General features: G+C 56.2%; 15 protein-coding genes. 8 read left to right on the top strand and 7 right to left on the bottom strand.

Translation table 11 applies throughout. The features are described from left to right. Positions 1-544 precede the first annotated feature (544 nt). The 3 genes from OHL22_RS22030 to OHL22_RS22040 form a co-directional block, all read right to left on the bottom strand. Positions 545-3,193: an ABC transporter permease gene (locus tag OHL22_RS22030; protein WP_263341943.1), complete on the bottom strand. Its 2,649-nt coding sequence runs from the start codon at positions 3,191-3,193 to the stop codon at positions 545-547. Between the two features lie 707 nt (positions 3,194-3,900). After that, positions 3,901-4,752 carry a sugar phosphate isomerase/epimerase family protein gene (locus OHL22_RS22035; RefSeq protein WP_263341944.1) on the bottom strand — a complete coding sequence of 284 codons (852 nt, stop codon included), beginning with the start codon at positions 4,750-4,752 and terminating at the stop codon, positions 3,901-3,903. Continuing rightward, complete coding sequence (locus tag OHL22_RS22040) at positions 4,749-5,792, bottom strand: Gfo/Idh/MocA family protein (protein ID WP_263341945.1); 1,044 nt, start codon at positions 5,790-5,792, stop codon at positions 4,749-4,751. Before OHL22_RS22040 ends, OHL22_RS22035 begins: the two co-directional genes overlap by 4 nt. A gap of 157 nt (positions 5,793-5,949) precedes the next feature. Here OHL22_RS22040 and OHL22_RS22045 point away from each other — a divergent pair, with 157 nt between their 5' ends. The 3 genes from OHL22_RS22045 to OHL22_RS22050 all read left to right on the top strand — a co-directional run bounded on the left by OHL22_RS22045 (position 5,950) and on the right by OHL22_RS22050 (position 8,545). After that, entirely contained in the window at positions 5,950-6,819 is an 870-nt protein-coding gene (locus tag OHL22_RS22045; RefSeq protein ID WP_263341946.1) for a helix-turn-helix transcriptional regulator, read from the top strand. Positions 6,820-7,573: 754 nt separating this feature from the next. After that, positions 7,574-7,987, top strand: a complete 414-nt coding sequence (locus OHL22_RS25150) for a DUF932 domain-containing protein (RefSeq protein ID WP_396127119.1) — start codon at positions 7,574-7,576, stop codon at positions 7,985-7,987. A 264-nt stretch (positions 7,988-8,251) separates the two neighbouring features. After that, a complete protein-coding gene (locus tag OHL22_RS22050) occupies positions 8,252-8,545 on the top strand; it encodes a helix-turn-helix transcriptional regulator (RefSeq protein ID WP_263341959.1) in 294 nt (97 codons plus the stop codon). Positions 8,546-8,705: 160 nt separating this feature from the next. Here the strand turns inward: OHL22_RS22050 and OHL22_RS22055 are convergent, their stop codons facing one another. Further along, a complete protein-coding gene (locus tag OHL22_RS22055; protein WP_263341947.1) occupies positions 8,706-9,203 on the bottom strand; it encodes a DUF6258 family protein in 498 nt (165 codons plus the stop codon). A 222-nt stretch (positions 9,204-9,425) separates the two neighbouring features. Between OHL22_RS22055 and OHL22_RS22060 the strand changes: the two genes are divergently transcribed. From OHL22_RS22060 to OHL22_RS22080, 5 genes are all read left to right on the top strand, one after another. Beyond that, positions 9,426-10,505 carry a purine-nucleoside phosphorylase gene (locus OHL22_RS22060; RefSeq protein ID WP_263341948.1) on the top strand — a complete coding sequence of 360 codons (1,080 nt, stop codon included), beginning with the start codon at positions 9,426-9,428 and terminating at the stop codon, positions 10,503-10,505. Between the two features lie 41 nt (positions 10,506-10,546). Then, positions 10,547-11,092, top strand: coding sequence for a DinB family protein (locus OHL22_RS22065; RefSeq protein ID WP_263341949.1), 546 nt, complete (start codon positions 10,547-10,549; stop codon positions 11,090-11,092). 177 nt (positions 11,093-11,269) lie between these two features. Further along, positions 11,270-12,361: a DNA topoisomerase IB gene (locus OHL22_RS22070; RefSeq protein WP_263341950.1), complete on the top strand. Its 1,092-nt coding sequence runs from the start codon at positions 11,270-11,272 to the stop codon at positions 12,359-12,361. A gap of 318 nt (positions 12,362-12,679) precedes the next feature. Next, on the top strand, positions 12,680-13,009 hold the full coding sequence (locus OHL22_RS22075) for an ASCH domain-containing protein (protein WP_263341951.1): 330 nt from the start codon (positions 12,680-12,682) through the stop codon (positions 13,007-13,009). 259 nt (positions 13,010-13,268) lie between these two features. Then, a complete protein-coding gene (locus OHL22_RS22080) occupies positions 13,269-16,295 on the top strand; it encodes a M14 family zinc carboxypeptidase (RefSeq protein WP_263341952.1) in 3,027 nt (1,008 codons plus the stop codon). A gap of 149 nt (positions 16,296-16,444) precedes the next feature. Here the strand turns inward: OHL22_RS22080 and OHL22_RS22085 are convergent, their stop codons facing one another. From OHL22_RS22085 to rd, 3 genes are all read right to left on the bottom strand, one after another. Continuing rightward, the gene (locus OHL22_RS22085; protein ID WP_263341953.1) at positions 16,445-17,680 is read right to left on the bottom strand and encodes a hypothetical protein; all 1,236 of its coding nucleotides are present in this window, start codon (positions 17,678-17,680) and stop codon (positions 16,445-16,447) included. 75 nt (positions 17,681-17,755) lie between these two features. After that, positions 17,756-18,022 carry an ATP-binding protein gene (locus OHL22_RS22090; protein ID WP_263341954.1) on the bottom strand — a complete coding sequence of 89 codons (267 nt, stop codon included), beginning with the start codon at positions 18,020-18,022 and terminating at the stop codon, positions 17,756-17,758. A 249-nt stretch (positions 18,023-18,271) separates the two neighbouring features. Next, positions 18,272-18,433, bottom strand: coding sequence for a rubredoxin (rd, locus tag OHL22_RS22095; protein ID WP_263341955.1), 162 nt, complete (start codon positions 18,431-18,433; stop codon positions 18,272-18,274). Positions 18,434-19,246 lie beyond the last annotated feature (813 nt).

Here is a 19,246-nt window from a genome sequence, read left to right on the forward strand (position 1 = left end):
CCGCCTGCTGCAAACCTCAATGAATAATCAAGCGTGAGTGCGCCTCTCCCTACTTGAACAATGAAGATCAATTGGAGAAGCACAGCCACGAGCCAGAAGACCATTGATAAGCAAAAGCCCGCTGAGAACTTCCGGACCGCCACCAACGACGCCCAGGCAGGAAGAGAAGATCCAGCGATCAACACTATTAGCAGAAACTCCATCTGGCCTCACCCATAAAAGCAGAAGATCCAAATGCTGGATACCCACCCTATCTTTTCTCCTGCTGAAACTACCACAACTCTCGGGGTGCCCCATCCTTTCCGCGTTCTATGCGGAAAGGGTGGGATAGCGGATGCCCGCATCACCACAAGCCAAATTCGTGCGCAGCACGAACTGGAGGGTACAGCAGCCTTCAGGCTGCTGAATTCAAGGCAAAACATGGAAGTGGCTTTAGCCACGGGCCGTTCGAAATCAACCTATGACTTCGGTCCGAGCTCTCACACCGACCCCCAGCTTCTGCGAGATGTGGCAATGTATGAGATCTCCGACTCCAAACACGGCGTCACCTGTCTCGCATGACCACCAAAGGAGAGATGAGGGCAGCGCGCCACGCAGGAATCATGCTCGCAAGAATCACCATTGCCGCCGGCAACAAAGGAGCGATCAGCCACACTTGAAATTGCGGTGAAGCGACAACTGCAATATCGGCCATCAATAAACGCAGGAGCGCGAAAGACAGGAACGTCCCTGCTACAGTGCCGATCAAAGCAAGCCGGGACGCATTTACGACAACCAGAAAAACGATATGCCGGCGTTGAGCTCCGAGCGCAATACGAAGAGCATGCTCATGCTGGCGCTGATATTCCGCATCGCTCTGCGCGCTCAGCAGACCAAGGATACTGAGTATCAGCGCTGTAGCCGCCGACATGCTGCCAATCAGCGTCGCAATCCGCAACGCCGCCAGACCAGATTGAGCCAACTGATTGCTGAGAGTGTTAATGCGCATAGGCGCCGCGCTGTACCCCAGCGCATTTCCAATTTTGCGCCGAAGATCCGCAAGTGTTCCGCTGTTCCGCTTCGCCTCTTTGAAGATCAGCGTCATGCGCGTGGGACAGTCTTGCCACATCGGAAAGTAGATCGTGGGTTCTGCGTGCTTTTCAAATGTCCCGAACACCTGTGATTTGACGACGCCAATAATCTCGGTTCTGACACCGCGGTCATCGATCACACCAGCGCCGAGCGGCTTACCGTTGAAGAAGAGATTGGCCGCCTCTTGATTGATCACTCCCACGCGCCCCATGCCGGGAATTGGCTGCGCGGAGAACTTTCGTCCAGCTATCAACGGCAGGTTGAGCGCATCGAAATAGTTCGCTGACACGGCATTAGCGTCTAATTCGATGCCCGCTGGAGGAAGTGCAACAGGGACGCGAAACTGTGCGTGCCTCATTGGGCTCGGTGCGTTTGATTGATCAACGTAGCCGTAGTAAATCGTTGGATCGCTTTGCTGTATCGCATCCGTCGACTTTCTCTTGACAACGCCGATGATCTCGATCGGAAAACCAGCAGAGTCCTCAATCACCACACCAGCCGTCTGCAGGCCGAAAAGTTTTGCCGCCGCATCCTCATCGACAATTGCGACCCTGCGCGTTGGATCGTTTGCCCCAAACATCCTTCCGGCAATCGGCTGGCTGTCCAGCAAATTAAGGGACTCAGGCGTAAGCCACGCGATATCCATTGCGACATCTCGATATTGTGAGGGCGGTGGCTGAACTCTAAATGTTTGCCACATCGGTTGACTGCCCGGGAGTTGGGTAGTCCACGCCAATGGTGACAGACCAGCCACCGATTTCGCCTTCTCTTCAACTTCGTTGAAGTAGTTGATCTCAGCCTCAGGCCGCTGTACGGTCAAAAGGATTGGATCACCCAGGCGATGCCCCGCACTTGTTTCTAACGCTGCGTGAAGACCATCGAGAAGAAGCGCTGTACAGATTACAAGCATGCAGCAGGCCGTAATTTGCGCAACGACCAAACCAGATCGCAGACGCCGGATTGCCTTCGAGGGCGAACCTGTTTCACGCTGAAGAACAATCCAGGGGCGATCGGTTACGGTCCCAAGAACCGGCATCATTCCGCAGATGACCGTAATAACCACACACGCCAACGACGCCGTGAGGATCGGGAGCAAATGCGGTGCAAAGCTGAGCCGTTCCGCATCCTCCTCGAAGAGAAAAGCCGGGATAGCATGCGCTGTCAAAATCGCCAGCAATAAACCCAAAGCTCCACCGGCAATGGAGATGACAATGCTGTCCGAGAACAACTCCCACAACAGTTCAGCGCGTGCCGCACCAAGGGCGATGCGGAGAGATGTTTCATGGGATCGCCTCAAAGCTCGTCCAAGCAGCAGCGAAGCCACGTTGATACAAGCGATGAAGAATACAGCTCCAGCAGAGAAGCTAAGAAATAGATCGATGCGCGACAATCCCCGGGCCATATTCGGCGCGATGCCCGTGAAGGGGGTTACGCTTATTCCGCTGGAAGAACCTGAACGAAGAGCGGTCTGCGCTCGACGCGCTGAAATGCCATCGCGAAGACGCGCAAGTACCCAAAACTCTTGCCTGTCTCCACCGCCTTGCAGATCCCGCTCTTGTAATGGAATCCAGAGATCGACACTGCGATCACTATAGAGACCATCCAACTGGTCCGGTGCAATTCCCTTAATTTTGTAATCTACGTTATCGATACGAATTTTGGAGCCAACCACATTAGCGCCGCCGCCGAATTCGCTTTCCCATACGTGATGACTGACAACCACGCCGTCATCCAACGGTATTGTCAGCGCTACAGCCAAATTCGGCGTGGCAGCGGCGACAGTCGCGATCTCCGTATTGGTGCCAATCACAATGTTGCTTGGCCTGATTCGCACCGCGCCAATCCAATCAAATGCCCCGCTGCTTTTTTTGAGCATCTGATAATCGCTGGCTGACAGTGGTCCGGCATCGCGGAAACGATCTTCCCTGAATATCGAAACAATCCTGTCAAAGCCTCGGAGAGGAGAGGCAGGGTGAGTCAAACCCTGAAGAAATCCGTAGATGGCTGAATTACTGCCTATGCCAAGTGCAATCGTAAGCAGCAAAGCAAACGACAGGCCCGGCGCCCGCGCAAATGATCTTGCCGAACTTCGGATTCGGGAAAGGCTTCGAGACAAGACCATCCAGATATTTCAAGCAAGTGACGGGCCATAAGAAGCAAGTAGTTTCCCTAGACAAACTAGGCATCAGTCGGCTTTTTGCGTCCAATTTCGAGCCTATGTGTCCGCATATGGACAGGCAGAGTCTGGAAAATGCGCCAAAGGCACATCTGAGAATGCTGACAAACCCGCTGCTTTGAAAGGGCACGAGTTTACTCGTGCCGTAAAAGCTGCAAATGGAACTCGGCTTTAGCCGCTGAGGCATGTACGCAACTCTTGCTGGACTTTTGTCAGCAGTATGAAACGCGCCAAAGGCGCATCTCATACCAGCCCAGGGCAAAATAGCTCTGGCGAACCGCGAGGTTCGCCAGACATGACGCCCTGAGTCAGAATCCAACATAGGCGTTATGCGGGCTGAATGCCCGCCTCATAGGAATGCAATGACTCGCACCACCAACTTGGTCATCGTGTGGAACATAGCGCAACAGATATAAATTCCCCCCAACCATCCGGCCTATGCACAAACACCCATAATTCAACGCAAAAACATCGCGAGCAAAGCCACCACTTTACAAGAAACTTCGCTTGACACAGCCTCACAGCCCCAATCGACCTGAGACAAAATGTTCCACGAGGAACATTTTCTGCCTCAGCAGAACAATTGCTCCACGTGGAGCAATTTCAACCCGAGGGCCACCGGCCTGCATCTGAACTGAAACACACTCCACACTTCACGCTAGCCGCATCACCGCATCCATAGCCCGCGACGTGTTAAACAACAACACCTCCGGCGCAAACTTGTAAAACGGTATCGGTGGAATCATCTCTGCCGTCAGCCATCCGTCATATCCAATCGCGCGCAACCCGCTTATGACAGCAGGCCAGTTCACATCCCCTGAAAGTATCTCCACAAATCCATCCACCGACCCCACCGCGCGGCGATAATCCTTCAGATGCACGCGCCGAATCTGCGCCCCCAGCGCCAAAATCCAATGTTCCGGATACCCAAAAGCTAGCGTATTGCCCACATCGAAATACGAGCCCACCCACTCGCTCTCAAACTGCGCAATAAACTGCCGCATCTCCATCGGGCTCAGCAAAAACTTGTTCCACACATTCTCAATGCAGATGCGAACCCCGCATCGCTCCGCAACCGGCAACACCGCGCGCACAAACTCTGTAGCCCGCTGCCACGCCTTGTCGTACGGCACCACTTCGCAGCCCGGAATAAAATCCGCTCCCACCGTCCCCGGCACCACCAGAATCGCATCCAGCCCCAGCGCCTGCGCCGTCTCGATCTGTTTTCTGCAAATCGCCTCAGCATGCGCCCGCACCGCCGGATCTTCACTCGCGGCATTCGCGCCCCAGTAAAGCCCGGTAGCCAACCCGCTCAGTTCAACGCCATTTTGCTTTGCCAGCTTACGCACAACAGCAATCTCTTGTGAGGTGCTGTTCAATGTCAGCGGACCATCCTCGCTCAGATCGATTTCGAATCCCTCAAAGCCAGCCTCACGCGCCAGCCGCAGCTTATTCTCAAGCGTCATCTCTGCAGGAAAAGACCAGATACTCACCGACTTCTTCATGCCTCACCTCCTACGCTCACCGCGCGCCGTGTGCGCGCCGACTCGATCTCCGCAAACACCACTTCCAATGAAGCACGCGCGTCTTCCAGCGTCGCATCCACCGGCGGCGCACCGCTCAACAAGCAAGCAACAAATGCCTGCAACTCATTGAAGTACCCACCCAGACTCGATATGTTTCCACCTGCACCCTGCGACTCACCTACAGCGGGCGTTTGAAACGCCAGTGGCTCCGGCGCGCCATCGTTCCACGTGACAATCAGCGTCGGCGACTTGCCTGAATCGAAGTCGATACACGCCTTTTCAAACACCGCCTGAAACGCCATGCGAAAACCCCATTTCGCCGGATAGTTCCACCCACCCTCCGCCGACACCACAACATCCGGATAGTCATACAGCGTAAAGATATGCGCCGGACCGCTGTAATCAAACACAGCCCGCGACTGCACAGCGCACGGCTTGCCCAGCAGCGCCAGCGCAAAATCCGTATCGTGAATATGCAGATCCAGCGCAGCCCCACCCGACCGCTGCTCCTGGTTAAGCCAGTTATCAGCCGCATATTCCGGACGCCCCGATTGCCGTGTCATCGACAGACTCAGCAGCCGCCCGCCTTTACCTTCGCGCACAAACTGCCGCAACGCCTGATACTCAGGCCAGAAGCGAATGCAGTGCCCCACCTGCGCCATCACTCCAGCCTTCTTCGCCGCAGTAATGATCCGATCGGCAGCAGCGAGCGTTGGAGCAAGTGGCTTCTCGCAGAACAAGTGCCGTCCACTCTCCAGTGCAATCAAAGCATCCGCTTCATGCGCGTCCAGCGGAGTGCAGACATCTACCATCTCTACTTCGAGCCGCGCCGTCAACAACTCCGGCAGCGAATCATACACCGGCACATCCAGCCCAAGCTCCTTGAGCTTCCCGTGCACCAACTCCGTGCGCGGATCAGCCACACCCACCAGCCGCGCACCTGCCAATTGTTTATATATCTGCGCATGCATGTTTCCCATAAATCCAAAGCCGACAAGCGCAATATTTACTTTATGCATCACAGGCCTCCGCCACCTGACTGCAACGTAACAAGTCTTCTCTTTTCTCTATTAGCAAAAGCGATCGTACTTTTGTCTTTTTTATCTATACACAAATACAGATTTTTCTTCACGCCCGGCTGCTTTCCCGCTATCGTGATCACAGCATCTGCACATTATGGCAACGCAACTACCATCTCTGGCCCGATCTCTCGCTACGCCGCGTAACTACTTCCATGGCCGCACCCATGCGGAAACCTGCGTCCCCAACAACATCCTCATCTTTCGCCGCGCCACCGGAGCCGATCTACGCCGCGCCACCTTTGAGCTACGCCCGCATCACCGCTTCGTGCTCATCTTCAATCTCAAAACCGCAGGCACCGTCCGCATTGACCGTGACGAAGTCGAGCTGCACCCCGGCGAAGGCATCCTCATCCTGCCCTATCAGTTCCACGTCTTCCCTCGTACCCAGCGCGAAGACATCCTCTGGCTCATCGTCACCTTCGAGTGCGATCGCCCCGCTCCGCTCGAGCAGTTTCGCGGCAAAGCCTTCCAGTTCGACGCATCTATCCGCCACCGCTTAACTGCATCACTGCAGCTATACACAGCGCGGCAGCAAGAATCCTCCAACCAGATCCTCGCTCTTGAAATCGCCAGCGTCCTCGCGCAGCTCCAGCCGCACCTGCACGACTCTAAAGCCACGCCCATGCTCGCCGACAAGCGCTCCACTCAGTTGCTCAACGATATCGAGACCTACCTGCGCCAATCACACCCCACGAGCGTGAACATGCAAGACCTCGCACGCCGTCTCCACATCTCCGAGAGCCGCCTGCGCGCACGCTTCCGCACCGCCTTCGGCTCAAGCCTCGGAGCCTACCTGCGCAACTACCGCCTGCATGTCGCCATGGAACACATCCGCGACACCCGCCACAACTTCACCGAGATCGCCAGCAGCCTCGGTTTCCCAGACTCGGCCACCTTCACCCGCTTCATCCGCCGCCAAACCGGTTACACCCCTAGCGAGTTCAGACGGCGGCTGATTCACTGATAAGCACAGACAAATGGATTTCGAAACCCCAAAAAGCAGCGCTCCGACCTCTCACAAATGAGGATGGTCTAGGTCCGTTTGTGCGGGAATTAGAATGGTTTTCGCGAAATCCCAAATATTTAGATCAGATTAGGTTTTAGCTCGATCGTACGGAGGTCCCGAATCCATTTGTCAGACAGTTCTGATCGACTCGGAGTGAGCTATGAACACAGAACCAAATAACCATACACCATGGCACGACGCGGTCAAGATAGTGGACCGCGGAAGTACTGTGGAGCAAGCAATCAAGGAGGCTAACCTCGGGCGGTTTGTAGTACGCGAGCCCCAACCCAGAAAGCGAGAGCTGTTTTGTGAGGGCCGGGGATCGTCTGTGCCTGCGGTCTTTATCAAAGCACTTCGGCGTAACCTCATTCCGCTCCAGAACAACGAAGCGTTTGGCCTATTCCAACCACTCATCGATTCGGGATGCCTCTCCATCGACAGTATCTGTGAATGGAACGGATGCGAGATGGTGTGGATGATATTCGAGGTTCTCAATTGCGAAAATGTTGATAATCGCGACCCTCTTAGGCCGTTTTTGCTTTCTGGTCATAACCCTTTGACAAACTATCTCAAGCTTTCGTACCTCTTCGTCAGAGCATCAACGAATGGAGTTCTGACCCAGGGAACTTTTCATAACCCGGAACCCCAGCTTCCCCTAAAGGATCAGCTTCCCCGTAGGTTTTCTGCTGGAAACGAAGAAGCATGCAAGGCGATGCGGACCCATTTACTCGCTGTAACAAGTGCGTTCAAACAAATGAGCGAAATGCCCGTTAGCCTGGAGCAAGTAGACAGATACTTTGTGGACGTTGCGCATTACTCTCCCAAGCCCGGCGCTAGACGCTGGCGAACCCATCTTTCGGAGGATCAAATCAGCCGATTCCCCTCCACGTGCAGGGAGCAATTCTTCCGACTACACGACGGCGCTGGAACTCAGACACAGACAAGTCTGTGGAACGCTTACAACGCCGTCATCGAATGGGTGGACCATGAGGGAAGTACTCTGCAGGGCTGGAACAGGCTCGATGAACTCTGGTTGAGTGGAATCAAAGACAGTGCGCTGTATGTAGCGCTCAAGAGGATTGGCCACATAGGGAAGGATTCGCGTAGCGGCCGCGGTTCTAGATGATTTAAGTTACCGCATAGATCACAAGACGAACGCTCTCTGAGCTTGGAACGTAATTCGTCAGGGCGGTGGGCGGGTGGCCCAGATCCACAAATTAAACAACGGAGGGTGCCCTAGGTCTCGCTTCTGAGACCTGGGTTTCAGCAATGCTTCGTTCTTTGGGACATGGTGGTCCACCAGGATTCTATCTCCGCTGTGCGTGAACGACTGGAGTGTCTAAGTATGTTTTGGGCCGGTAGCAACTGAAAGTGATGAAATGGAAGTTGCCTGTCTGCTGATACCGGGTTAGCTTGCTGGCCATGGGAGCATCGTAACCCAGGTCTCGTTGAGACCTGGGGCACCCTCAGTGGATGCGATTTCAGATCTGGGCCACCCACCCTCGGAGCCTATCTGCGCAACTATCGCCTGCATGTAGCCATGGAACACATCCGCGACACCCGCCACAACTTCACCGAGATCGCCGCCAGCCTCGGCTTCCCGGACTCAGCCACCTTTACCCGCTTCATCCGCCGCCAAACCGGCTATACGCCCAGCGAATTCCGCCAAAGGCTGATTCATTAGCGCTGCTGGCCTTGCAGCCAGTAGGTCATTTGCATTTGCCTTTGCCCTTCTTTCTGTCATTCCCGCAGGGAATCTGCTTCTCCCTGAACAGTCATCTCTCCGAACCGAGACTTGGGACATCTCAGTGGTGAAGGAAACATAAGGCCACCCGTCCAAATTATCAACTCTCGATCACAAAGCCGGGTTTTGTCGGATCTTCTAGATGAAAGCGCTTCGCATCCATTGTTATGAGAACGTCCGTAGATTGGGAGAGCTCATTGACAGAACCGGCTGACACTCTAAATCGGTAGAAGCCATCCGGCAGGAGTTCTGCTTCTAAATAGTCGATATAGTCATTCGGAATTGGCCCTGTGGGCTCAAACAGAATGGATCTGACCTCAGAGAACACCAACAAGCCGTCTACAATGTTTTCATCGTTGTAGTAATTCCACTTTCCAGACGGATCTCTCACTCTCGATATCTCGTCGATCTGGATCACGATGCGGCTCTCCGAGCCATCTATCGTCAGAGACTTGAACGCGCGATCTCCTAAGTAAATTGTTTTTGCAAGCTCACTTGGTAGCATTGCGTCCTTTCCTCCTAGCTGATTGGCAAATGTGCATCGTCTGATTTGCGATTCACTATTGCTCCGCTTATGCCAATTGATAGCCTCCTTCATACTAAGGCCCGTTCCTTGCAAGCACCCGTGAGGAGTAGAGTCCGCTATTTGGCCCTGCAGAGAGAGTATAGGTATCGACTCCACCTTTCCCCGCTGGTACAGTGCGTTGCTTAGAAAAAGAACTCACCTTCGAGGTTTCATTGCAAACGCCTATGACCACGCACTTCACATCCAACACTCGCACTCGCTCCTCCCGTACCATAGCCACAGGACCCTTCATCCATGCGCCTTCTTCCCTGTTGCCTCTTCACTCTCAGCGTCTCCTTCGCTGGCCTTGGCCAGGCCGTCGCCATCGCCCAGTCCGCCCCCAAACCCATCCCAGTCAAAGTAGTCGTCGTCGCCATGTTCGAAGCAGGCAATGACACCGGCGATCGCCCCGGCGAGCTGCAGTACTGGGCCGAGCGCGATCACCTCGACACCATCTATCCACTGCCCTCGGCCTATCACGACGTCCGCATGAACGCCGACGGCGAGCTAGCTATCGTCACCGGCCAGGGCACGGCGCACGCCGCGAGCACCATCATGGCCCTTGGCCTTGATCCCCGTTTTGATCTCACTCACGCATACTGGCTCATCGCAGGCATCGCTGGAGGCAACCCGCAGGTCATCTCTCTCGGCTCAGCAGTCTGGGCCAATTGGATCGTCGACAGCGACCTCGGCTATGAGATCGACGCCCGCGAAATCCCCTCCGACTGGCCCACCGGCGTTCTGCCGCTGCGCAAAAATTCCCCATTCGAAGCGCCCGCTGAACCACTCGCAGGTCAGGTCTTTCAAACCAACCGCACCCTCATGGACTGGGCCTTCCATCTGACCCAGCACGTCGAGTTGCCCGACGACGATCACCTCAAAGAGCTGCGCTCTCACTTCGACTCGCCTGCCGCAAAACAGCCTCCGCATGTGATCGAGGGCGATGAAGTCTCCGGCTCGCGCTACTGGCACGGCAAGCTCATGAACGACTGGGCGCAGCAGTGGATGACCTACTTCAGCAACAGCCAGGGCCACTTTGCCACCACCGCCATGGAAGACACCGGAACACTGTTGACGCTACAGAATCTCGCTCGCTCAGGCAAAGTGGACTGGAACCGCATCCTCGTCCTGCGCACCGTCAGCAACTTTGACCAGCAACCCAACGGGCTCGACGCATCTTCGAGCCTCTCGCATCAGCGCATCGGCCAGTACGGTGCCTACCTGCCTTCGCTGGAAGCTGCCTATCGCGTCGGCCACGCCGTCGTCGCCGAGCTCATGGCACACTGGCCGCAATACGAAAAATCAGTCCCCGCAGCATCGTCGAGCATCCACTAGCTGCAAAGTTCGTCCAACTACGAAGCTCATCGAGGCCGCACATGGAACCAACGCTCGAGTCCTGCCTGCCGCTGTTGTCGCAAACACCCGCAACCCTCACTGCACTGCTGCAAGGCCTGACGCCCGCGCAGCTCGACCGCAACGAAGGCGGCGACTCATGGAATGCCCGCGAGGTCGTAGCGCATCTCATCCACACCGATCAGACCAACTGGATGCCGCGCATCCGCCACATCATCGAGTTCGGCGAATCGCAACCGTTTCCGCCCTTCAGCCGCACCGGCCAGCGTGAGCTTGATCTATCGTGTCCTATCGCCGATCTGTTGAAGCAATTCACCGAGACGCGCCACGTCAATCTCGACGCGCTTCTTGCTTTGCAACTCAAAGCATCCGACTTCGCCTTACGCGGCCATCATCCTGTCCTCGGCATCGTCACCATCTCTCAGCTTCTCTCCGCCTGGACGACCCACGATCTCACTCATCTTCACCAGCTCATCCGCCTGCTAGCCGACCCATTTCGCGAGGCTGTAGGCCCATTCCATCGCTTTCTTGGCGTTCTGCAGTGCCAGGGTCACAGCTCTCCCGCCTGATCCATCAGCTTCCAATTCCCTCACTTCGTCAAAAACTTTTTTTGAAATCGTTAAAAGCAAATCGACTGAATTCGACGATAGCTGAGAACAAACGAGATAGAGCCTGCATCCAAATCGGGAATGTGCGCCTCGTTTCGAAGTAGCTTAACCTCCCCCTCCCGGCGCAATTCTGAAGCGATGCCGGATTTCGTTACGGCATCGACTCCTCGCAATGGGCTGCGCTTTGCCAGCGACACGCAGCCGGGCATCCGCCGTTATCGCCGCGGTAAAGGCTATCTCTACACCATGCCGGCCAGCGCTAGTCCAACGGGCCGCCAAACCATCATTCATGACGAAGCCACGCTCGCGCGCATCAAAGCGCTTGCCATTCCCGATTCATGGCGTCAGGTCTGGATATCACCCACCCCTGAAGGCCATCTGCAAGCCGCGGGCCGCGACAGCCGCGGCCGCCGACAAAGCCGCTATCACGCGCATTGGCGCACCTTCTGCAACGAAACACGCTTCGGGCAAATGCTCCGCTTCAGCGAGATTCTGCCTGCCATCCGCGCTCGCGTCGAGCAGGACCTTGAGCTGCCCGACATGCCCCGCGAACGCGTCCTGGCTATCCTCGCTCGCCTCATGGACAGCGCGGCCTCAAGCGGCAATGACAACGGCAACGACCATAAAGTCATCGGGAAAATCGATATAGCAAAACGTATAAAATCGAACACCGGCAATATCACCTGGTTTCAGATCAACGGCAAAGGCAAGAAACACAAGATCGATCTCGGCGACCCTCACCTTAATCGCCTCGTCTGCGAATACACAGACCTGCCGGGCTTCGAGCTCTTTCAATACACCGGCAGCAATGGCACACGGGCCCGCGTTGATTGCTCAGACCTCAATGACTACGTGCGCTCCAGCACCGGCGGTGAGTTCTCTGCACGCGACTTTCGCACCTGGTGCGCTTCGCTCATGGCTTTCGAATTTCTCAGCCAGCTGCAGCTGCCCGCGGCCAAAGAGGACGCCAGAAAAAACGTCACCGAAGCAGTCCGCCGCGTCTCGCGCCGCCTCTCGCATACGCCAGCAATGTGCCGCAAATGCCTCATCCATCCTGCCGTCATCGAGAGCTATCTCGGAGGCGCCATCGGCCACTGGCTTGACTCCGCGAACGGCGCGAATAACGGCAATCATCGCCATGCTGATTTTCTTAAGCTTGCCTTTCACGAGCGCTGCCTCTATTGCCTGCTTGAGGACTGGGTCAAGCGCTCGCGTGCAACCGCCTCTTGACGCCAGGCCGCACTCAGCGGTAGCTTCGTCTTACACGGGAAAGGAGGATGATCCGATATATGAATTTTGACAGTAGTAAGCAAATCCAACGTGAGGTGACTGAGGCCTAGGGCGTCGCGCCCCAGCCCCAGCGTAAGACCCATTGGCGGCGTGCCAACGGGCCACTGGCTTTCGCGGTAGTGCGCGATGGCCCCAGTCAACATCGGCCAATCCCAACAGATCACCCGGAAGAGCCTGAGCACATTGTGTTCAGGCTCTTTCTGCGTCTGCGCGATGCATCCAGGGGCTAAACGCAACAGGCCGTATCTTGGAATCAGGTTGTACACTTCGGCAATGGTCTTTACCAAGCGCCTTCGCGATCGTGTCCGCAGCGGCGAAGTCACCTGCACCATCCGCTTCTGGCTCAGTCCGCGTGTCACCGCCGGCAAGCGCTATCCGATGGAAGAAGGCCATATCGAAGTCGATAGCATCGAACAGATCGGCCTGCCTGACATCACTCCAGAGCTAGCTCGCCGATCCGGCTTTCTCGGCGTTCTTGACCTGCTCAAGGTGGCCAAGCATGGCAAGGGTGAGAATATCTATCTGATCCATTTCCACTACATTCCGCCGAAGCGTCTGGCAAAAAATTCCAGAAACACCGGCGCGTAATCACTACCGGAAATATCCCTCAACGCAATCGCGTTCCGCGCGAAAAACTCCTCCCCCACCTGCCGAAATCCTCTGCTATCTTGAATCATTCCAAAAATTCCGCCGGTTAATCCGCGAAGTCCAGCCCTGTCGAGAGTTCCGGAAACGAACGATCCGCGCGAAATCGAAATCGCTGTGCGCTTCACCTCTCAGGCCAACTCCCGTGCGCGGTCCTGAGAGCGTCGTTTCAAGAAATCTAAAAACTATTCGGAGAGCCCACATGATCAACGAACGCGCCGTTCGCTTTTCCCGCATTACCGTTCGCTGTATTCGCGTTGTAAGCAGTGTCATTTCCGGTAGTACATGCCTCGCCGCGTTGCTCGCACTGAGCGCATACGCAGCGCCAGTCGCAGCCGAGAGCACCGCTCACGCAAGCAAAGCCGCACCAGCCACGCAGAAAAACGACGAAGAATACACCAAACGCATCCACGAATACTTGCAGGACCCGCGCATCACCACCGAGCTCGTCGATCACCTGCCCGCGTCCGACACTGTGCCCACGCCGCTCAAGTTCTTCGGCAAAATGCCCGGCCAGCCCGGCGAGCTCTACTACAACGAAGAGATCAACAGCTACTACGAGAAGCTCGCGCAGGTATCGCCGCGGGCAAAGTTCTGGAAGATCGGCAAGTCCGAAGAGGGCCGCGACGAGGTGCTTCTCGCCATCGCCGACGAAGCCACGATCAAGAACCTCGATAAGTACAAAGATCAGCTCGCCGCATTAACCGATCCACGCAAGACCACGGAAGAACAGGCGCGCCAAATCATCAAGACCGGTAAGCCGATCTACTACCTCACCAGCGGCATCCACTCACCTGAGACAGGTGGCCCGCAGATGCTGGTTGAGCTGGCCTATCGCCTCATTGTCGAAGAGACTCCATTCATTCAGGAGATCCGCAACAACTCCATCATCCTGATCACGCCGGTTATCGAGACGGACGGCCGCGACAAGGAAGTTGATACTTACTACTACGGCAAAAAGACCGGCAAGCCCAAGCCTCCGCTGATGTACTGGGGCAAGTACGTCGCGCATGACAACAACCGCGACGGCATGGGCCAGTACCTCAAGCTCACGCAGAACATTACTAAGACCGTGCTCGACTGGCACCCGACCATCCTGCACGATCTGCACGAAGCGCAGAGCTATCTCTATGCCTCCACCGGCACTGGTCCGTATAACGATTCACTCGACCCAATCGCCATCAGCGAGTGGTGGTCGCTCGCACAGACCGAAGTGATGGAGATGGCCAAGCGCAACGTCCCCGGCGTCTTCACCTATGGCTTCTATGACGGATGGGTGCCCAACTATCTCTTCTGGATCGCAATCACTCATAACTCCTTCGGACGGTTCTATGAAGTGCAATCCTACGGCCCAGACAACAACCCCAATCTGCAATTGCCTGCAACCACGACCAGCCGCGAGTGGTATCGCCCTAATCCGCCGCTGCCCTCCATCAAGTGGGGACCGCGCAACAACACCAACATTCAGGAATCGGCGCTCCTCATCGCTCTGCATCAGGTCGCCAAAGACAAAGAGCTCTATCTCGAAAACTACTGGCTCAAGAACAAGCGCTCTGTAGACAAGGGCAAGAACGGCCCTACCTACGGCTGGGTCATTCCCGCCACACAACGCCGCAAGGTTGAAGCCGCCGATCTCGTCAACGATCTGCGCCATCAGGGCGTCGAAGTCGATCGCGCCAGCAGCGCAGGCCAGTTCGGCAAAATCAACGTCGCTGCAGGCGACTACATCATCCGCGCCGACCAGCCCTACCGCACGCTGGTCGACATGTACTTCTCGCTGCAGAACTACCCTGCAGCCAATCCCCTGCCCTATGACGACACCGGCTGGACCATGCCACTCATGCGCGATGTCGATGTAAAGACCGTCACCGACAAGAGCCTGCTCACCCAGCCCATGACGCTGCTCACTGCCGACACCGCCGTCGATGGCAGCATCCAGGGCAGCGGCAACATCCTCGTCGTCGACCACACTACCGACAACACCCTCGTCACCTTCCGCTTCAAAAACGCCGACACGAAGATGCTCGCCGCTGAAGACGACTTCGACCTCGAAGGTCATCACTTCCGCGCCGGCGCCTTCATCATCCCTGACGCGGACGCAGCAAAGCTAGGCCCATCCATTAAGGAATACGGCCTCTCGGCATGGGCCACATCTTCTATGCCCTCAGTCAAAACCCATGACCTCAACGTGCCTCGCATCGGCTTCGTGCACTCATGGCAGCGCACGCAGGATGAAGGCTGGGTGCGTGCCGCGCTCGATCACTACGGCATCCCCTACACCTACTTCGCCGACCAGAAACTGCGCGAAGGCAATCTACGCAGCAAGTACGATGTGATTCTCTACCCAAGCGTCGGAGGCAGCTCCATCTCGCAGGTCAACGGCATTCCAAAGACCGGCAAAGACCCTATCCCATACAAGAAAACGGAGCTGACCCCCAACCTGGGCGCACTCGACTCCAGCGACGATATCCGCGGCGGTATGGGCATCGACGGCCTCACGGAGCTCGCCAAGTTCGTCGAGCAGGGCGGCACGCTCATCACCGAGGGCTCAACCACCACCATCCTGCCCGACTTCGGCATCCTCAGCGGCATCTCTATCGAGCACCCGCGCAACATGTACGCCAAAGGCTCCATCATGCGCGGCATCATCACCGACACCAAAAGCCCTATCGTCTACGGATACGACGGCACGCAGCTTCCCATCTACTTCGGCGGCGATCCAGTCCTTGAGGTCGCCTCAGCGCGCGGCGTAGGCACCGGCGGCATCCGTGGCGGTGCTCCCACAGCACCCGGCGTCGGAGCCGATATCACTCCCAACGCCGTTCCTGAGCATCTCTCACCCTACACACCGGAAGACGCCGAAGCAGCCAACGCAGACAAGCACGAACAGATCAGCGAAGAAGCAGCCACGCGCCAGATGATGCGCCAGTTTGGCATGTCTACTGAGAGCAACGAAAAACCGCGCGTGGTTATGACCTTCCCCAAGAACGCCAACGACATCCTGCTCTCCGGAGAACTGGCCGGCGGCGAAGCACTGACAGGACGCGCCCTCGCCGTCGATGTGCCGCTTGGCCAGGGACATGTCGTCATGTTTGCTCTGCGCCCCTTCTGGCGCTGGCAGACACAGGGCACATTCTTCCTTGGCTTCAACACCATCCTCAACTGGGATGACCTGAACGCAGGCGCACCCAAGCCCAAGAAAGAGCACGAAGAGCAACCCGGGTCATAAGCAAGCGGAGAGATGCGGGCTCGGTAAGAAAGGCTGTGGGCCCGCATCTCCACCAGCATCAACAGCGATTGCATCAACCATCATCCGATGAACAATCATCGAGTCGACTGCGATAGTGAGATGTGACTCAGCCGCCTCGGTAAACAACGTTACCGGTCACTTCTCCATATAGCACGAATCGCGTCCTCATCATCGAGGCCATCGGGAACGGCTGCGCTTGGCCGATTGGCGAAGTACCACCGGCGGTGATCGAGCGGTGAAGTTTCGGTCCGGCTGCCCGGCATCTCAAGATAACCGTCCGGGTCCGTCTTCTTCACCCAGCCCCAGGCGTAGCGAAGCCATTGGGTGCGGTACTGCTTGCTTTGGTTGGCAAACCAGCTGATCTCGTCGTAACCCCAGACCCAGTCTGCGCCTTGCCCTGCTTCTCCCGGATGCCGGCTTGCTCCGTAATTGTCGAGTTCCACGAGATACGGCAGATGCGCACAGTCCCAGCCGCTATACGTTCGGCCGCCCTTGCTGCGCAGGAAGATGCTGTCGAGGTATCCGACTTGCAGAATCGCCTGTTGCGGGTGGTCCGGAACTTCTTTAATGCGCAGTGGAAATGCGTGAAAATCGAGAAGCAACTGCCCGTCGCGTACCAGGCCGCCGCTGGGAACGTGGGCGTTGCAGAGGACCATTCCGCGCCGCGCGTGCTGCTTTGCATAGGCGCGAACCAGGGCAAAGAGATGGGCGTAGTGGTCCAGATGGGGATCGTTGTTGTTCATGATCTCCACCTGGCCCCAGTGAATAGCTTCGAAGCCGAGGTCGATATAAGAGGCTGCCAGGAAGTAGAACCAGAGTTGTGTTTCGGTTTGACTGACGTCCGGAACCCCGCCGTTCTTTCCCCATGACCGTTTTCGCTGATCGGGTGGATAGAGGATCGAGTCGTAGCGGAAGTTGCGTTGCTCGACGGGTAAGCCCAGCGCGGTGAAAGCCCACGCGGGGACCGGCACTTGCTCGACTTCAGTGGTTACGATCTCGAAGATGCATGCTTCTAGAACTCTGTCTTTATCGGCTGCAAGCACTTGCGGCATCTGCTGTTTGGCTCGCGCGAAATTGTCGAGAAGCTTGCCTTCGCCACCCCAGAGACAGATGCTGCGCGCGATGTATTTTGCGCCGATGTTGTCGAGCATGCGGATGTTGTCGTTGAGGTCACCGCGGCCGTTCAGCAAACCCTCCATGCAAATGGAGCGGGAGAGATAGTTGCCCAGTACTTCGCGCGAGATGGTTTGATTGAAGCTGTAATTGCGGTGGCGCGCGCGAAGCGGACGTCCAAACAAAGTTTCATCCGCGATTGAAGCCGTGGTTACGGCAAGAGAAGCCTTAAGGAAACTGCGTCTGAGCATTGATCTCCGAAGCAAAACAATCGCTGGTCGATCTAAGGAACTACTTTAGAGAATAATCTGCGCGGCTCGCCGGGACTATTTTGCTCTGGGCCGGGATGAGATGCGCCTCGGGCGCACCTTGGTATCGCTGGTCCGTTTCGCTAGCGGTGTACTTTGCTGATTGGCGTAACGGTCGTGGCTGTCTTTGACTTCGGTTCGTTTGCCGAAGAGAGCATCGGCTTCATCGAATAGCAGAATTTCGCTTTGTCGATCTACGTTGCCGGACGCAGCTTGCGGCGATGGAACAATCTCGGGAGTCACTGCCTCTGCTTCGTTTGCATGCGGGTCTTGTGGAGCAGGCATTTTTGCCCCCTACTGAGCGGAAATTGATGCGCTTAAGTATGTCATGAAACGAATCCAGCGGGAGGGGCTTTTGAAAATACAAGAGATATATGCAGGGAGGGGGAGGGGGTAATTGATTTTCATAGCAACACGCGCGGTTGCTGTTGTTTTTGGGTAACGGTTCCTGACCGCGGCGATTTTTCCGCCCGATGGTGGAATTGGGCTCAGCTCTATTGTGCCTGAAGTGGATGTAATTATCGGCAACAGCTTTTACGGTATCGGCTCGAAGTCCTGTTTGGTTGCGCCGCAGTCCGGACACGCCCAATCCGCTGGCAAATTTTCGAAGGGCGTTCCGGGTGGGATGCCGGTGTCGGGGTCGCCTTCGGCTGGGTCGTAGATGTGACCGCAGATTTTGCATTGCCAGCGCTTCATGCGATATCTCCTTTCAGCAGGGATTTCAGCGTAGTCGCAATTTTCGTTGTAGTCAAAAAGTGCGGAATCGCGTGGAGCATGACAGACGCGGAGTGGGTGATTTTTGCTCCACGTGGAGCAATTTTTCGCTTTGGCGATGCATTGCTCCTCGTGGAACACTTTTGCCTGGATTGATGAGGGCTGAGGACTGTGTCAAGCGAAGTTTTCTGTAACTTAGTGGCTTTGTTGGCGATGTTTTTGCAGGGAATTATGGGCATTTGTGCATAGGTCGCGCGGCTGCGGGAAAATATAACTGTTGTGGTATGTTCCACACGCGACGGGAGTGAGATGAGGTGGGCATTCAGCCCGCTGGGCTTCTTTGCTGGACTTGGGATTCAGGGCGTCATACCCGGCGAATTTTGCGGTTTGCTGGGGCTATTTTGGTGGGGCTGGTATGAAATGCGCCTTTGGTGCGTTTGGGCTGCTGACAATGATTGAAAGCTCGCCTCAGGGGATAAATGGAAGGGCTAAAGCCCATCCCTACCAGCCCCGATGACGGCGCTTGCTTTTGCCGGGGATGAATCCCCGGTCTACCTTTTTCCGGTCTGGAGTTTCGTGATGGATTGAGGCGGGTTCGTGCTGTGCACGAATTTGGGTTGTGGAGGTGGGGGACATCTGCTATCCCACCCTTTCCGCACAGAACACGGAAAAGATGGGGCACCTGTGATCTTTCAGGAGGTTGTCCATTCGATTTGGACCGGAGAAGCTGGTTGTGACGAGCAACTAGGAATCTTCGGAGGATCGAATGGACATTCATAAGAATGCCCGACTGAG

The organism is Acidicapsa dinghuensis (genome assembly GCF_025685685.1).
Lineage (GTDB): Bacteria > Acidobacteriota > Terriglobia > Terriglobales > Acidobacteriaceae > Acidicapsa > Acidicapsa dinghuensis.

Excerpts from the sequence above, each read along its gene's own strand:
- OHL22_RS22040 (WP_263341945.1), bottom strand. The coding sequence starts at position 5,792 with ATGCATAAAGTAAATATTGCGCTTGTCGGCTTTGGATTTATGGGAAAC.
- OHL22_RS22085 (WP_263341953.1), bottom strand. The coding sequence starts at position 17,680 with ATGCTCAGACGCAGTTTCCTTAAGGCTTCTCTTGCCGTAACCACGGCT.
- OHL22_RS25150 (WP_396127119.1), top strand. The coding sequence starts at position 7,574 with ATGCGGACCCATTTACTCGCTGTAACAAGTGCGTTCAAACAAATGAGC.
- OHL22_RS22065 (WP_263341949.1), top strand. The coding sequence starts at position 10,547 with ATGGAACCAACGCTCGAGTCCTGCCTGCCGCTGTTGTCGCAAACACCC.
- OHL22_RS22030 (WP_263341943.1), bottom strand. The coding sequence starts at position 3,193 with ATGGTCTTGTCTCGAAGCCTTTCCCGAATCCGAAGTTCGGCAAGATCA.
- OHL22_RS22055 (WP_263341947.1), bottom strand. The coding sequence starts at position 9,203 with ATGAAGGAGGCTATCAATTGGCATAAGCGGAGCAATAGTGAATCGCAA.
- OHL22_RS22080 (WP_263341952.1), top strand. The coding sequence starts at position 13,269 with ATGATCAACGAACGCGCCGTTCGCTTTTCCCGCATTACCGTTCGCTGT.
- OHL22_RS22070 (WP_263341950.1), top strand. The coding sequence starts at position 11,270 with ATGCCGGATTTCGTTACGGCATCGACTCCTCGCAATGGGCTGCGCTTT.
- OHL22_RS22060 (WP_263341948.1), top strand. The coding sequence starts at position 9,426 with ATGCGCCTTCTTCCCTGTTGCCTCTTCACTCTCAGCGTCTCCTTCGCT.
- rd (WP_263341955.1), bottom strand. The coding sequence starts at position 18,433 with ATGAAGCGCTGGCAATGCAAAATCTGCGGTCACATCTACGACCCAGCC.
- OHL22_RS22045 (WP_263341946.1), top strand. The coding sequence starts at position 5,950 with ATGGCAACGCAACTACCATCTCTGGCCCGATCTCTCGCTACGCCGCGT.
- OHL22_RS22035 (WP_263341944.1), bottom strand. The coding sequence starts at position 4,752 with ATGAAGAAGTCGGTGAGTATCTGGTCTTTTCCTGCAGAGATGACGCTT.
- OHL22_RS22090 (WP_263341954.1), bottom strand. The coding sequence starts at position 18,022 with ATGCCTGCTCCACAAGACCCGCATGCAAACGAAGCAGAGGCAGTGACT.